We start from the raw sequence: 13,537 nt of genomic DNA on the forward strand, positions 1-13,537 counted from the left end.
ACCGCCAAGCGAACAGCCTAGACCAACGGGATGAGGGGTCCCTTTTCGACGCCGATCACCCCGCTACCGGGGTCCCTTTTCCACGCCGATCCACATGTCTTCATGCGGCGGATCGGCAACGGCACTATTGGATTACTGCGTCGAAACGGAGGCTGGTAGTTAAAGACGGCTGCGAGCCGATGCAGCATTGCGGGATCGGCCTTGGCCTGTTCGACAAATGCGCGAAACACGTCCACATGCATGGTAGTCGGCGCGCCGACGTTTGCCGGTGGATGAGTCTGATTATTCATGCCGTGGCCTCCCGCGCACGCTCGGAGGAACGCTTTGCTGGACCGCTGGCGCTATGAGCACGAGCAGGAACGGTCCTCTTTCGTGCCGACGCCGATGGGCCTCCAGCCGCAGCGGGTCCGAGCAGCTTGGGCATCGTCTTCAGCAGCACAGACCAGTCCGCCTTCAATGGGACGGCCAAGTCCACGCGGGGGGCGTCGGTCAGCAACGCCTGAAGCTCGCTATCGAGCACGACGGCGGGCAAATCTCCTCGGTGCGCTCGACCGAATAGCTGCGCGACGTGCTTCAGCGTTCTCGGGCTGATGACCGCGAGATGCTGGATATGATCGGTGAACCAGTTCAGTGCGTTCGCCTGAACCGCCAACGGATTGCTCGCTGCGACCGGCTTGCCGCCGGTCGGGTTGCGAAGCATCACGCCCATAGTCAGGTGGGAAGTGAGGGCGAGATAGATGCTCCACTCCCAAAGCGCGTGCGGGTCGTTGGGGATCACGACGGGCATCGAGCGGTTGAAGAGTGCATCGCGATCCGGAAGCAGTTTTGCATCCCAACCTGCGTCATGGAGCAGGTCCATGTTAGTGGACACGCAGAGCGGCACGTTGAGCCGGATCGGGATCATCGCCTTCGTGTTCCCGACCCGCTTCATGCGGTAGAGGATGTCTGGTGTGAGCGGATCAGTGGCTTGCTTCAGCACCTCGAACATCGGCTTCGAGCGGAAGATGATGTCTGCCTCCTCCATCACGATGGGGCGGACGCCGCGCGCCTGCTCGAAGTAGTCGAGTAGTTCGACGACGTTGGTCGGGCGACAGCGCAGCGGTTCGAGGCCGCGACTGCGCCAAACTGCCTCCTGCTCGACGATGCTCTGCGTCTTGCCGACGCCGGGAGGGCCGCAAAGATACACCGCGCGGAGGCCTACGCCGCCCTCGATGCCAAGATCACCGAGCTTGAACTTGGCGAGAGCCATCTGCCTCGCGATCACATTCTCTTTGGCCACCTTGCACCAGCCTGATGCTGCAATCCTGTGCTTGGGTTTCGTTGTCGTCGTCATGGTCATCTCAGTCCTGCGAAGCGGGTAGCTACCCTTGGTTCGATGCCCCTCGGTGAGGGGCGTTTGAGGTCCGACCCGGAGGTCGATGGTTGGAGCTTCCCCGCGTGGGGGCTTCTCCGCTTGGTGATCCCGAAGGATCAGTCGCCTGCTCGGTGAGCAGACTTCCGCAGCGATGCAGCGGCTGGATGGCCATCCGAGGTCGCTGCTACGCGACCGGATCGTTGGGGTGTTAGCAAAACTGTCGAGTTTTTCTCATTTGGTGGACGTTCTTGTTCTCGGGTGCTACCGACTGCGAATGCCCACACCCGTTCCACCCCCTAATTTTCGCGATGGATTGGAGCGTAGCTCCGCCGTGCGCACGGCTCGCTCAGAGGAGCTTGCGGGCGAGACGTGGGCTGTCGTGCTCGCTTTGGCGTCAGGGCTTAAACGGGTTGCTTATGACCCGGCGGAACGAAGAATAGCTCCGGTCGAGTTAGTGACGCCGCCAAAGACGCTGGCAGAGTTCGCCGACGCTCTAAATGATTTGGGCCGACGCACTTCTCGTGGCACGTTGTGGAGCGCGCAGACTCTTCAGCGGGTCTTCAAGGTTCATGATGCAACGCCGAAGAAGCTACGCGAGTCGCTGCTTCCACAGCCGTTTCGTGAACCCATGAAGCTACCGTTCCAAACGGACCTTTTCGGCACCTTGCGAATGTTGACCAAGCGGGAAAACGAGCACGGGGTTTGGATGGCGGCAGTAGTTCGCTCCCCACGTCCATTGGACTGGGTTAGGCTCCGTGTTGCATCAGAAGACGAGAGAGCGGGAGCGATTTTTAGCGTTCGAGAACGAACGCGATCCGGCGTGCTGGTGACGGACTATCTCGGTGAGAGACAGAAGTTGCGTTTAGTTGATCTGGAGACTTGGACTCCAAAACGTGTCCCACGTGAATAATGCGCCTCTTCTGAACCGATGGTATTATCGGAGCATGGCAAAACGATTTGACTACAGCACGATTAAGCGCCCGAACCAGCCCTATATCGTCAATGATCATGGCGAGACTGACACCCATTGGGGCGCGATCAAAGTTCGGCACCGGACGGATATTCAGCGCAACAACCCTGACTTGCTGCCTTCTGCTGTCGAGGCGCTGCTCGCAAAGCGCATGGCGCGAGGTTACCGGCCTTATCGACCGTCCTCCTGACCTGCCTCCGCACCCGTTCCGAAAACCCCTGCGCTGACCGTCCTCTGTAATCCGCAGAAAACCGTCCTTCGACAATCCTGCCGAGCCCATTCGACAAATGGATGGTATTGGAACGAAGTGCTTGGCGATCAGCGTCGGTGAGCATAGCTTGTCTGCACCGAGGAGGCATCGACGATGGGACTGTTCGACAGCAACGGGAACGACCGCACCAAGGGTGGGCCGAAGGTAAAGACCGGACCTAACGCTGGTCTGACCCGGGCGAAGAACGATGACGGTCGGTGGCGCGAGAAGCGCAGCGATGCAGGTAAGCCGCGCAAGTAAGGCTCAACTGCGCCCTCGCACCAAAACCATTTTCTTGACGATTTTCGTATCCGTGAGAGTCTCGCGCCATGATCAAGCGCGTTGCCCTCTACACCCGCATTTCAACCAGCGATGGCCAGCAGACCGTCGAGAACCAACTCCGCGACCTTCGCCTCGCCGGTGAACGGCTCGGTTGGGACATCGTCGCCACCTTCGCCGATGAAGGCATCTCAGGTGCCAAAGGACGAGATCAACGACCCGGTCTCGATGCCATGCTCAAGGGCATCGCCCGCAAAGAGTTCGACATGGTGGCATCATGGAGCATCTGCCGCCTCGGTCGATCCCTCCAGCACCTCGTCTCCATCCTCGGCGACCTCGATGCCCGGAGCGTCGATCTCTACCTCCACGTCCAAGCCATCGACACCAGCACGCCATCAGGCCGCGCGATGTTCGGCATGATGGGCGTTTTCGCCGAGTTCGAGCGCGCCATGATCTCCGAGCGGGTGAAGTCGGGGCTGGCCCGCTCGACCAAGAAAGGCGGTCGCCCCCGCCTCGACATCGATAAGCAGCGCCATATCGAACGGCTGCTCAGCGGTGGCCTGAGCATCAACAAGACGGCCAAGAAGCTCCGCGTCGGTGTCGGAACCGTTCACCGCATCAAGACCGCTATGGCCCATGCCGCGTAAGCCGTCACAAAGCCCCGTGGAGCACCGTCGCGACATCGAGGCGAACCAGATGCGCCGACGCGTCATCGCCACCGACAACGCATCCTGCGGCGCTCCTGACGATGGTCCTGCTACGGTCGCTCACGATTCGAGTGCTCTTCTGGGACTCGAACCCGCCGACACTGAAAAGGCAGGAGAAAACTCCCCGGTCGAGGTGGAGGCCACCCGCTCGCCCCCGCTCGCTCCTCTTCTGGGCACCATTTTCCTCTCGTGGAGAGGATCGCAGAAAATCGTGATAATCCTGGCCGCCAAGGCGGTCCATCACGAGGCTCTGCGCGTCCGGCGCATGTCGCCGGTATCCCGCAGCATATCCGCCGAATCATTTTCCGACGCTCACGCGACTCGCAGACCGAAGCGCCGCCCCGTCGGGGCTTGGCGCCGCATCTCCGAAAAGACCGCCACTCCGCGCCGGGGCGCGTCGATCGCGGATAACGCAATATTAAATACGGCCGTTTACCAATCTGGCGATACACGGACTCAGCCAGAAGGTAACGCCGCCATGATTCCCAAGCGCCTCCACATCATCTGGGTCGGCGACGAGTCGAAGCGGCCGGACAATTGCATCGAGACATGGCGCGCGATGCATCCCGACTGGGAGTTCCGGCTGTGGGGCAATCAGGATTTCGCCGCGACGGCATGGGCCAACCGCGCGCATATGGATGCGATGTGGGGGCGCGAACTCAACGGCGTCGCCGACATGATGCGCTGGGAGATCCTCTATCGGCATGGCGGCGTGCTGGTCGATGCCGACAGCATCTGCGTCCGCCCGCTCGACGACCATCTGCTGGAATGCGAGGCGTTCGCCTGTTGGGAGAGTGAGGTGGCGCGGCCCGGCCTGATCGCGGCGGGCTATTTCGGGTGCGAGGCGGAAAATCCGTTCGTCGGCCAGATCATCAAGGACATCGCCGCCGAGACCAGCGTCGTCGATCGCATGGCGTGGCAGAGCGTCGGACCGCAGCGCGTGACCGATGCCTATCGCGCCTATGGCTATAACCGGCTGCGCATCTATCCCAGCCATTATTTCATCCCGGAGCATTTCACCGGCATCACCTATGACGGCGGCGACCCGGTCTATGCGCACCAGCTCTGGGGTTCGACGCGTAGCGCCTATGACGTGATCCACCAGCATTCACTCGTGCCCGCCGGCGCGCCTGCCGCCCCGTCCGCGCCCGCAACGCACCCCGTGGCGCAGCCGGTCCCCCCGGCGGCGGAGCAGGACCCGGAGCTGGCGCAGGGCCTGTTCCACCGCGTCTGGTTCGGCGACAAGCCGATCCCGCCGCATTACGAAGCCTATTGGGCGGCATGGCAAAGGCAGTTTCCTGACGCGCGCTTCGTCACCTGGACCGATGCCGACCTGCCGACGCTGACCCTGTCGCGCGCGAAGATCGAGACGGTTTCGGTCCTGCCGATGCGCGCCGACATCGCGCGCTACGAAATTCTCTATCGCTTCGGCGGCATCTGCCTCGATTGCGACGTGATGCCCTATCAGCATTTCGATCCCGCCGAGATGACCCGGCTGCTGACCGTCTGCAACGAGGACGCCTCGACCGACTATTGTTCGATCGGCTTCATCGGCGCGCCGAAGGGCCATCCGCTCTTTCGCGAACTGCTCGACCATATCATCGCCAGCGACCTCGATGAGACACGCACCAACGTCTCGACCGGGCCATGGCTGTTCGGTGCGTTTCTGAAACGCCACACGCATCGCCGGCTCGGCACCGAGGCCTTCTACCCCTATCTCTACGACCAGTCGCTGTCGGCGGTCCGCCAGAAGACGCTGGACAACAGCCTGGGCATCCACATTTGGGGCGGCTCCTGGTTGCCCGAGGCGGTGCGCAAGGACAAGGCGATGGACCTGCTCCGCAAGGGCGATCTGCAGGAGCCCGCCGCGATCCTCACCGGCTATAATGACGAATGGTCGCAGGACATCGGCGTGCTGATCACGGCGATGCGCGAAACCCGCACCAGCAGCGTCGCCATCGCCTCGGTGCTGAATCAGGATCTGTCGATCGATGCCGACGATCAGATCGCGTTCGAATTCGCCAAGGTCGTCGCTTGGCTGCTCGACCATGACGGCGACCGGATGGTGTGGCAGATCGGCGCGGCCGACGGCATGCTGGTCGATCCGCTGCGGCCCGTCATGATCAACTATGATCCGCCCGCCGTCCTGCTGGAGCCGAACCCCTATATGTTCGCCGCGCTCGAGCGTGGTTATCGCAAGAATCGCAACGCGATGCTGCTGCCCGTCGCCTATGGCACCGAGGCGGGCGAACTCACGCTCAACGCGATCAACCCGGCCAAGGTCGCCGAACTGGGCCTGCCGCGCTGGGTGATCGGGCTGTCGTCGATCTATGACGACAAGAACGCGATCGGCGGCAAGACGGTCGACGAGGCGACGAAGCTGCAGATCCAGTCCTGTATCGAGAAGATCGCGGTGCCGGTCGTCACCTACGGGGACGTGCTGGCCAAGACCGGCGGCCGTGCGGCCGACATATTGGTCGTCGATGCCGAGGGCATGGACATGGCGATCATCCTCGACATCCTCGCCCATGGCGCGCAGCCGATGGTCATCCATTTCGAGATCCAGTGCCTGGAGCCCGAGGAGCAACACGCGCTGCTGGCCGCGCTGGAGGAGGATTATGTGGTGCTCCGCTTCGGCAACGACATGACCGCCTATCGCGCGGACGTGATCGCCGATTATGCGCGGACGCTGTATATCGAGCATGGCATGCCGACGATCTACAGCAAGGGTCTGGCGATGCTGAACGGGCTGTAACCGGCGGATCGGGGACAGCGCCGATCCGCCGCACCCGAATCAGAAACCGAAGCGCAGCTCCGCCAGCACGGTGCGCGGCGTACCCGGAAAATGCCCGCTCTGCGCCGAGAAGCCCGAGGCGGCATAGACCCGGTCGAAGAGGTTATCGACACGCAGCATCAGCTCGGCGACGCCCAGCCGCTGCGTGATCGAGGCGTCGAGGATCGTATAAGGCTTCACGGTCTGCCCCGACAGGCTGATGCGGCGCGACACATGCTCGCCGCCGAGCGCAAAGGCGGTGCCGGTCGCCGCCAGCTGATAGCGGGTCCAGAAGCCCAGCTTGTGCCGGGGCGCGTTGGCGAAGCGGTCGCCGACCGCATTGGTCACCGCCTGCCCCGCGATCGATCCGGTGATCCGCGCGTCGTTATAGCCGTAATTGACTAAGGCGACCCATTGCGGGGTGATGTCGGTCGACAGGTCGATCTCGAACCCCTTGCTGGTGACCTCGCCGATCGGACGCAGCTGGTCCTGGCCGTTGATCGGGGGCAGGCCGGGGTCGACCTGAAGGATGTTGCGCCGCGTGATCCGATAGGCCGCCAGATTGGCCTGGAGCCGCCCGCCGAACAGGTCGGTCTTGACCCCGCCCTCATATTGATCGCCGGTCACCGGCGCGAAGGGACCGCCGGTATCGATCGTCTGGCTGGCCGCGCTCTGCGGCTCGAAGCTCTGCGACCAGCTGGCATAGAGCGACACGCCCGGATGCGGCTTGACAATGGCGCCGGTGCGGAAGGTCACGGCATCGTCGGTGAAGAAGCGGTCGCCGACGATGCCGTCCTCGAACCGGTCATAGCGCACGCCGCCGACCAGCATCACCGCGTCGGACAGGTTGATCCGATCCTGAAGATAACCGCCCTGCCGCTTCGTGCGGGTATCGCGCACCGTATAGGGCATCTGCGCCGCGCGCACCGCGTCGCGCCCGGCATGGCTGTAGACGGGATTGCGCAGGCTGAGCGGCGTCACGCCGGCGCGCAGGATTCGCGACTGGAAGATATTGGTTTCGTCATACCAGTCGACGCCGGCCTGGAGATGATGCGCCATGCCCAGCAGCGCGACGCGCGCGGTCATGTTGGCCATGAAGGACAGTCCGTCGACATCGCGGATCTGGTCGCGAAACTCGCGCGCGACCAGATCGCCGCTGCCCCGCACCAGCCCGCGCGGCTCGTGATAATGCTGGGTCTCGACCGCATCGAAATAGCGCACGCCCGCATCGAAGTTAACCGCATCGCCGACCGCCGTGGCATAGCGGGCCTGATAGGCTTGCGAGGACAGATGCAGGAAGTCGGTCGGCTCGTTGGCGTTCCAGCGGATGTCGGTCAGGAAATTGCCGGCATCGTCGGTCAGGATGCCGCGCAGCCGGTTGCCGCGCAGGTCGTTGTCATAGACGGTCGCCTGCACCGTCAGCGTACCGCCCCTGTTGGTGCGGATGGCCAGCCCGCCGTCGCCGATCAGCGTATTGTTCCCGGTGTTGCGGCGATAGGGCGTCATCGCCTCGTGAAAGCCGCCCAGCCGGTAGCTGACGATGCCGTCCTTATCCACCGCCCCGGTCGCCTCGGCGGAGATGCCCCGCCGGGCATAATTACCGGCGGTCGCGACCAGCCGCATCGCCGGCTTCGCATCGGGCACTTTGGACACATAATTGATGATGCCGCCCGGTGAGCCGGGTCCGAAGAACAGCCCCGCCGGCCCCTTCAACACCTCGACCCGCTCGACATTGAACAGCTGCGGCACCGAAAAGCCGATAAAGGGATTGCCGCGCATGCCGTCGTAAAAGGATTGATCCTGGCGAAAGCCCCGGAAGGTGACGCCGGCATAGCTGAAGAAGCTGACGCCCGAGATGTTGCGATAGATGTCGGTCGCGTCGCGGGCGCCCTGATCGGCAATCAGGTCCTTGTTGATGACCTGTACCGCCTGGGGAATGTCGAGCGGGCTTTCCGCGCTCTTGCCGACCGTGGTGACGGGATTGCGATACAGCCGCTGCGCGCGGCCGGTGACCACGATCTCACTACCTTCGGTGGCGTCCGGCTCCGCGACGGACGTGTCATGCGCCGCCGCCGGACAGGAGCAGAAGACGACGGACGCCAGCAGCATGGCATGAAGAATAAGCAAAACGACCCCCAAGACAGCGATTCGCTAATGCGATTTATTCGCACTAAAAGTCTTGTCTCAAGGATGCAACCAGGCGGCGGCCGATCTCACCCCCGTTCGGGGTGCATCAGACCCACGCGCGCCGCCGCCATCGGCAACCGCAAATCATTTATCTGTTTGCAACGCGGCGACTTTTGCAGTCCGGTTCCGGATGCAAAGCGGCGCGAGATTTTTTGCCGGGATCATCACCGATGTCGACCGGACGCGACCATGGCACCGTCGCTGGGCGGCGTTCGATCCGGCGATGTGAGGAGAGATGTCTGGATGCCCCGTGAGGATTCGAACCTCAATTAACGGAGTCAGAGTCCGTGGTCTTACCTTTAGACGACGGGGCACCGGACAGGGGCGTGCGTCTAGGCGGGCCGGCGGAGCTTGTCAACAGACTTTGCGCGCTTCGTGCCCCCTCGCGTCTTGTCGCATGGGTAACGACTCGCTACCTTGGTGTTCAAGCACCGGCGGACGCTCATGTCCGTGACGGATAGAACAGAATAAAGCGAGATACGGCGATGGGGGATGTTCCCACCCGAAGGCCGTACCGGCAGGCCAAGCCCCCTGCCCGTTCGGCACCGTCCCGGCCCCAGCGTGGCCGCTGGTCGGATGCGCAGGCCTATGCCGCGCTCGACCTGGGCACCAACAATTGCCGCCTGCTGATCGCGCGGCCGCAGGGCGGCGGCTTTGCGGTGGTCGACGCCTTTTCGCGGATCGTGCGGCTGGGCGAAGGGCTGGCGACGACCGGCCGGCTGTCCGATGCCGCGATCGACCGCACCATCGCGGCGCTGCGCGTGTGCGCCGACAAGCTGAAGCGTCGCAACGTCACCCTATCGCGCGCGGTCGCGACCGAGGCGTGCCGCCGCGCCGCCAACGGCCCCGCCTTCATCGCGCGCGCGCTGGCGGAGACCGGCATCCATCTCGACATCATCTCCGCCGAGGAAGAGGCGCGGCTCGCCGTGCTCGGCTGCCATGCGCTGATCGAACCGGGCGAGGACCCCGCGCTGATCTTCGACATCGGCGGCGGATCGACCGAATTGGTGCTGGTCGACACGCGTGGGCCCAACCCCCGCATCCTCGACTGGCATTCGGCGCCCTGGGGCGTCGTATCGCTCACTGAGAGCGCGGGCGGCGGCGAGGGTGAGGCGGGGCGGCTGGAGGCCTATGCCCGGATGCGCGGTATCGTCGCCGACAGCGTCGCGCCTTTCGCCGCGCGGTTGCCGACCGATTTGCGGCGTCCGCGCCTGCTGGGCACCAGCGGGACGGTCACGACGCTGGGCAGCGTCCATCTTGGCCTCAGCCAATATGATCGCGCCGCCGTCGACGGGCTGATCGTGCCGACCGCCGCGATGCGCGCGATCAGCGCCGACCTGTCGAGGAAAAGCCTGGCCGCGCGCGGCAAGGTGGCGTGCATCGGCCCCGAACGCGCCGATCTGGTGGTGGCGGGCTGCGCCATCCTGGAGACGATATTGGACCTCTGGCCCGCCGAGCGGCTAGGGATCGCCGACCGTGGGATTCGCGAGGGAATCCTGCGCCGTTTGATGGGAATCGCCAGACCGTGAGCAGAGGAAATTCGGGGCTGCACCAGCGGGTGCGCACCGCCCGGAACCGCACCGCGCAATCGACCCGCTGGCTGGAGCGCCAGTTGAACGATCCCTATGTCCGCCGCGCCAAGGCGGAGGGGTATCGCAGCCGCGCGGCCTATAAGCTGATCGAGCTGGACGAGCGGTTCGGATTCCTGCGCGGCAAGAAGCGGATCATCGATCTCGGCATCGCGCCGGGCGGCTGGAGCCAGGTGGTCCGGCGCAAGGTCCCCCATGCCAGCGTGGTCGGCATCGATCTGTTGCCGGTCGATCCGATCGACGGCGTGACCATCTTCGAGATGGACTTCATGGACGACGCCGCACCGGGCAAGCTGATGGACGCACTGGGCGGCGCACCCGACCTCGTGATGTCGGACATGGCCGCCAACACCGTCGGCCACCCGCAGACTGACGCGCTGCGCACCATGGGCCTGGTCGAGACGGCCTTCGCCTTCGCCTGCGACGTGCTGTCACCCGGCGGGGTGTTCGTGTCCAAGGTGTTCGCGGGCGGTGCGGACTCGCAACTGGTCGCCGAGATGAAGCGCCACTTCGCCACCGTGAAGCACGCCAAGCCGCCCTCCAGCCGCAAGGGCTCGGTCGAATGGTTCGTCGTCGCGCAGGGGTTCAAGGGACGCAAGGCCACGGTCGAGGCGGACGAGGACGCGTGATCGGGTTTCACGTTCGTCCGGGGGCGTGATCATCACGAAGTTTGATGGCGCGCGGAGGCGCGGAGGACGCAGAGGCGGTTCGTTCTGCGCTTTTTCGATAGGCTCCAATCTCCGTTCAGCCTGAGCGCAGTCGAAGGCTACGCCGTGCGGCGGCGGTAGGGCGTCCGCTTCGACTTCCCTCAGCGTGAACGGAGGTGGGACGGTATGCCTCTGTTCGGGCAGGGGAAGGGTTCCTCGCACCATTCCGGGAAGCGCGCCCCACTCAGCTACAGGCTCCCTACCGCCCCGCATGCACACCCTCCGTTCAGCCTGAGCGTAGTCGAAGGCCACACCATCCGGCAGCGGCGGGGCGTGCGCTTCGACTTCGCTCAGCGTGAACGAAGGTCAGGTGGTATGCCTTGTTCGGGCAGAGAACGGGTTGATCGCGCTGTTCCGTGAAACGCGTGCTTCTCAGCCACGGGCCCCCTACCGCCCCACATACCCACCCCCCGTTCAGCCTGAGCGAAGTCGAAGGCCACGCCATGCGGCAGCGGCGGGGCGTGCGCTTCGACTTCGCTCAGCGTGAACGGAGGTGGGGGTTCTTGGGATGGCGTGGAGCGGGCGAGCGACTCGATCCTGACCCTCTCACTCCCTCGACCCGACCGACACCCTACCTACGCGCGCGCCCGAATCCGCACGCCAATATGTCGCCGCCCCAACAACTCATCGCACCGGCACCAGCGTTCGTCTTGTCCAAGTCCCCTTCGATCCGCTAGGCCCAGCGGCATGAATGGGGGAAAGCTCAACTGGTGGCAGACGCGGTGGTTCGTGGCGGCGATGGCGCTGCTCGCCGCCGTGCCGCTCATCTGGCCGACCGTGCCGCCGCTGGTCGATCTGCCCGGCCATATGGGCCGCTACCGGGTCCAGCTGGACTATGCGAACCAGCCCTGGCTGTCGCAATGGTATCATTTCGAATGGCAGATGATCGGCAATCTGGGCATCGACCTGCTGATCGAGCCGCTGGCGCCGATCTTCGGGCTGGAGCTGGCGGCCAAGCTGATCGTCATGGCGATCCCGGTGCTGACCGTCACCGGCCTCCTCTGGATCGCACGCGAGGTGCAGGGGCGCATTCCCGCCACCGCGCTGTTCGCGCTGCCGCTGGCCTATAGCTACCCCTTCCAGTTCGGGTTCGTGAACTTCGCGCTGTCGATGGCGCTGGCGCTCAACCTGTTCGCGTTGTGGCTGCGCATGGGGCGACTGGGCGCGGTGCGGTTGCGCATGGTGCTGTTCGTGCCGCTGTCCTGCCTGTTGTGGCTGGCGCACACCTTTGGCTGGGGCGTGCTGGGTGTACTGGCCTTCTCGGCCGAGCTGATCCGCCAGCATGACATCCGCCGGGCCAAGGGCGCGCGGGGCGTGAAGGGGTGGATCGAATCCGCCTTCCACGCCGGCATCGGCTGTATCCCGCTGGCGCTGCCGATGGTGCTGATGGTGCTGTGGCGCTCGGGCGAGCATGTCACGGGGCAGACCGGCGACTGGTTCAACTGGCGCTGGAAGATCAACTGGGTGACGATGGCGCTGCGCGATCGCTGGATGGCGTTCGACCTGGCCTCGGTGACCGTGTTGTTCCTCGTGCTGCTGAAGGGCGTGCGCGACGAGCGGGTCGAATATTCGCGCAATCTGGTGCTGTCGGCGGCGTTCCTGGCGGTCGTCTATATCTTGCTGCCGCGCATCGTCTTCGGTTCGGCCTATGCCGATATGCGCCTCGCCCCCTTCGTGCTGGCCATCGCACTGATCGCGCTGCGGCCCCGGCGCGGGCTGTCCTTCCGGGGCGCGTCGACGCTGGCGATCGTCGGGCTGCTGTTCTTCGTAGTGCGGATCGGGGCGACCACGGTCAGCTATGTCATGTACAGCAACGACTATGACCGGGTGCTGACCGCGCTCGATCATGTGCCGCCGCGCGCGCGTCTGCTGACCTTCGTGGGCCGCCAATATTGCGCCGACGTCTGGCCGTCGAGCCGACTGGAGCATGTCGCCGGCCTCGCGCTGGAGCGCAAGCTCGCCTATGCCAACGACCAATGGTCGATGGCGGGCGGTCAGTTGCTGACCGTGCGCTATGCCCCCGCCAAGCGGTTCGCGCACGACCCGTCGGAGATCGTGACCCAGCGGCGCTGTCGCGGCCAATGGTGGCGGCCGATCGACACCGCGCTCAAGCTGCTGCCGCGCGATGCGTTCGACTATGTCTGGCTGGTCCATCCGCCGCGCTATGACGAGGCGCTGACGCGGGGCATGACGCCGATCTGGCGCTCGGGCCGCGACGTGCTCTACCGGATCGACGATCGCCGGCCGATCATCGACCCCACCGCTTATGAGATACTGAGCAAGCCCAATCCCGAGGACGATCGTCGCCCGCCCCCCGCGCGGCGCAGCACCCCGCCCGACAAGGACGACGATTAAGCGGCCGTTTAGAAACGCGCTGAAAGCGAGTTTCGGACGGCACCGGCCCGCTCCCCCACCCGGCCTCCCACAGAGTATCCTTGATGGGAGGACGGGTGGGGAGCGGGCCGACGCCGCAAGCACGTTTTCAAACAATCTCTAGACCGGGATGGCATCGTATTGAACCAATGCGAGCCCCTCCCCTTCAGGGGAGGGGTTGGGGTGGGGCATCGCCTCACATTGCCCGCCTGTGGAAGAGGGGGGCCCCCCCCCCCCCCCCCCCCCCCGGGGGGGGGGGGGGGGGGGGGGGGGGGGGGGCGGGCCCCCCCCCCCCCCCCCCCCCCCCCCCGGGGCGGGGGGGGGGGGGCCCCCCCCGCGGCAAACAAG

At 64.8% G+C, this 13,537-nt stretch carries 10 protein-coding genes and 1 tRNA gene; 7 read left to right on the plus strand and 4 right to left on the minus strand.

What is annotated here, in order from left to right:
* Positions 1-17: 17 nt before the first annotated feature.
* Positions 18-290 carry a hypothetical protein gene (locus tag GGR48_RS17990; RefSeq protein WP_221211578.1) on the minus strand — a complete coding sequence of 91 codons (273 nt, stop codon included), beginning with the start codon at positions 288-290 and terminating at the stop codon, positions 18-20.
* Positions 287-1,339 (minus strand): P-loop NTPase family protein, encoded by a 1,053-nt coding sequence (locus GGR48_RS17520; protein WP_206362451.1) that lies wholly within the window; start codon positions 1,337-1,339, stop codon positions 287-289. Before GGR48_RS17520 ends, GGR48_RS17990 begins: the two co-directional genes overlap by 4 nt.
* Positions 1,340-2,298: 959 nt before the next feature.
* Between GGR48_RS17520 and GGR48_RS17525 the strand changes: the two genes are divergently transcribed.
* The 4 genes from GGR48_RS17525 (at position 2,299) to GGR48_RS17540 (ending at position 6,315) form a co-directional block, all read left to right on the plus strand.
* Positions 2,299-2,514, plus strand: coding sequence for a hypothetical protein (locus GGR48_RS17525; RefSeq protein ID WP_183953130.1), 216 nt, complete (start codon positions 2,299-2,301; stop codon positions 2,512-2,514).
* A gap of 174 nt (positions 2,515-2,688) precedes the next feature.
* On the plus strand, positions 2,689-2,835 hold the full coding sequence (locus tag GGR48_RS17530; RefSeq protein ID WP_183953131.1) for a hypothetical protein: 147 nt from the start codon (positions 2,689-2,691) through the stop codon (positions 2,833-2,835).
* 68 nt (positions 2,836-2,903) lie between these two features.
* Complete coding sequence (locus GGR48_RS17535) at positions 2,904-3,500, plus strand: recombinase family protein (RefSeq protein WP_183953132.1); 597 nt, start codon at positions 2,904-2,906, stop codon at positions 3,498-3,500.
* Between the two features lie 538 nt (positions 3,501-4,038).
* Complete coding sequence (locus tag GGR48_RS17540; RefSeq protein ID WP_183953133.1) at positions 4,039-6,315, plus strand: glycosyltransferase; 2,277 nt, start codon at positions 4,039-4,041, stop codon at positions 6,313-6,315.
* Positions 6,316-6,354: 39 nt separating this feature from the next.
* Here the strand turns inward: GGR48_RS17540 and GGR48_RS17545 are convergent, their stop codons facing one another.
* Together GGR48_RS17545 and GGR48_RS17550 are read right to left on the minus strand one after the other, a co-directional pair.
* Positions 6,355-8,442 carry a TonB-dependent siderophore receptor gene (locus GGR48_RS17545; RefSeq protein ID WP_183953136.1) on the minus strand — a complete coding sequence of 696 codons (2,088 nt, stop codon included), beginning with the start codon at positions 8,440-8,442 and terminating at the stop codon, positions 6,355-6,357.
* A 318-nt stretch (positions 8,443-8,760) separates the two neighbouring features.
* Positions 8,761-8,834, minus strand: a tRNA-Gln gene (locus GGR48_RS17550).
* Between the two features lie 171 nt (positions 8,835-9,005).
* Here GGR48_RS17550 and GGR48_RS17555 point away from each other — a divergent pair.
* From GGR48_RS17555 to GGR48_RS17565, 3 genes are all read left to right on the plus strand, one after another.
* Entirely contained in the window at positions 9,006-10,049 is a 1,044-nt protein-coding gene (locus tag GGR48_RS17555) for a Ppx/GppA phosphatase family protein (RefSeq protein WP_183953134.1), read from the plus strand.
* Positions 10,046-10,738 carry an SAM-dependent methyltransferase gene (locus tag GGR48_RS17560; protein WP_183953135.1) on the plus strand — a complete coding sequence of 231 codons (693 nt, stop codon included), beginning with the start codon at positions 10,046-10,048 and terminating at the stop codon, positions 10,736-10,738. Before GGR48_RS17555 ends, GGR48_RS17560 begins: the two co-directional genes overlap by 4 nt.
* A 765-nt stretch (positions 10,739-11,503) precedes the next feature.
* Positions 11,504-13,171: a hypothetical protein gene (locus GGR48_RS17565; RefSeq protein ID WP_240455954.1), complete on the plus strand. Its 1,668-nt coding sequence runs from the start codon at positions 11,504-11,506 to the stop codon at positions 13,169-13,171.
* Positions 13,172-13,537: the final 366 nt, after the last annotated feature.

This window comes from Sphingomonas pseudosanguinis, assembly GCF_014196255.1.
GTDB classification, from domain to species: Bacteria; Pseudomonadota; Alphaproteobacteria; order Sphingomonadales; family Sphingomonadaceae; genus Sphingomonas; species Sphingomonas pseudosanguinis.

Excerpts from the sequence above, each read along its gene's own strand:
- GGR48_RS17990 (WP_221211578.1), bottom strand. The coding sequence starts at position 290 with ATGAATAATCAGACTCATCCACCGGCAAACGTCGGCGCGCCGACTACC.
- GGR48_RS17520 (WP_206362451.1), bottom strand. The coding sequence starts at position 1,339 with ATGACCATGACGACGACAACGAAACCCAAGCACAGGATTGCAGCATCA.
- GGR48_RS17525 (WP_183953130.1), top strand. The coding sequence starts at position 2,299 with ATGGCAAAACGATTTGACTACAGCACGATTAAGCGCCCGAACCAGCCC.
- GGR48_RS17530 (WP_183953131.1), top strand. The coding sequence starts at position 2,689 with ATGGGACTGTTCGACAGCAACGGGAACGACCGCACCAAGGGTGGGCCG.
- GGR48_RS17535 (WP_183953132.1), top strand. The coding sequence starts at position 2,904 with ATGATCAAGCGCGTTGCCCTCTACACCCGCATTTCAACCAGCGATGGC.
- GGR48_RS17540 (WP_183953133.1), top strand. The coding sequence starts at position 4,039 with ATGATTCCCAAGCGCCTCCACATCATCTGGGTCGGCGACGAGTCGAAG.
- GGR48_RS17545 (WP_183953136.1), bottom strand. The coding sequence starts at position 8,442 with ATGCTGCTGGCGTCCGTCGTCTTCTGCTCCTGTCCGGCGGCGGCGCAT.
- GGR48_RS17555 (WP_183953134.1), top strand. The coding sequence starts at position 9,006 with ATGGGGGATGTTCCCACCCGAAGGCCGTACCGGCAGGCCAAGCCCCCT.
- GGR48_RS17565 (WP_240455954.1), top strand. The coding sequence starts at position 11,504 with ATGAATGGGGGAAAGCTCAACTGGTGGCAGACGCGGTGGTTCGTGGCG.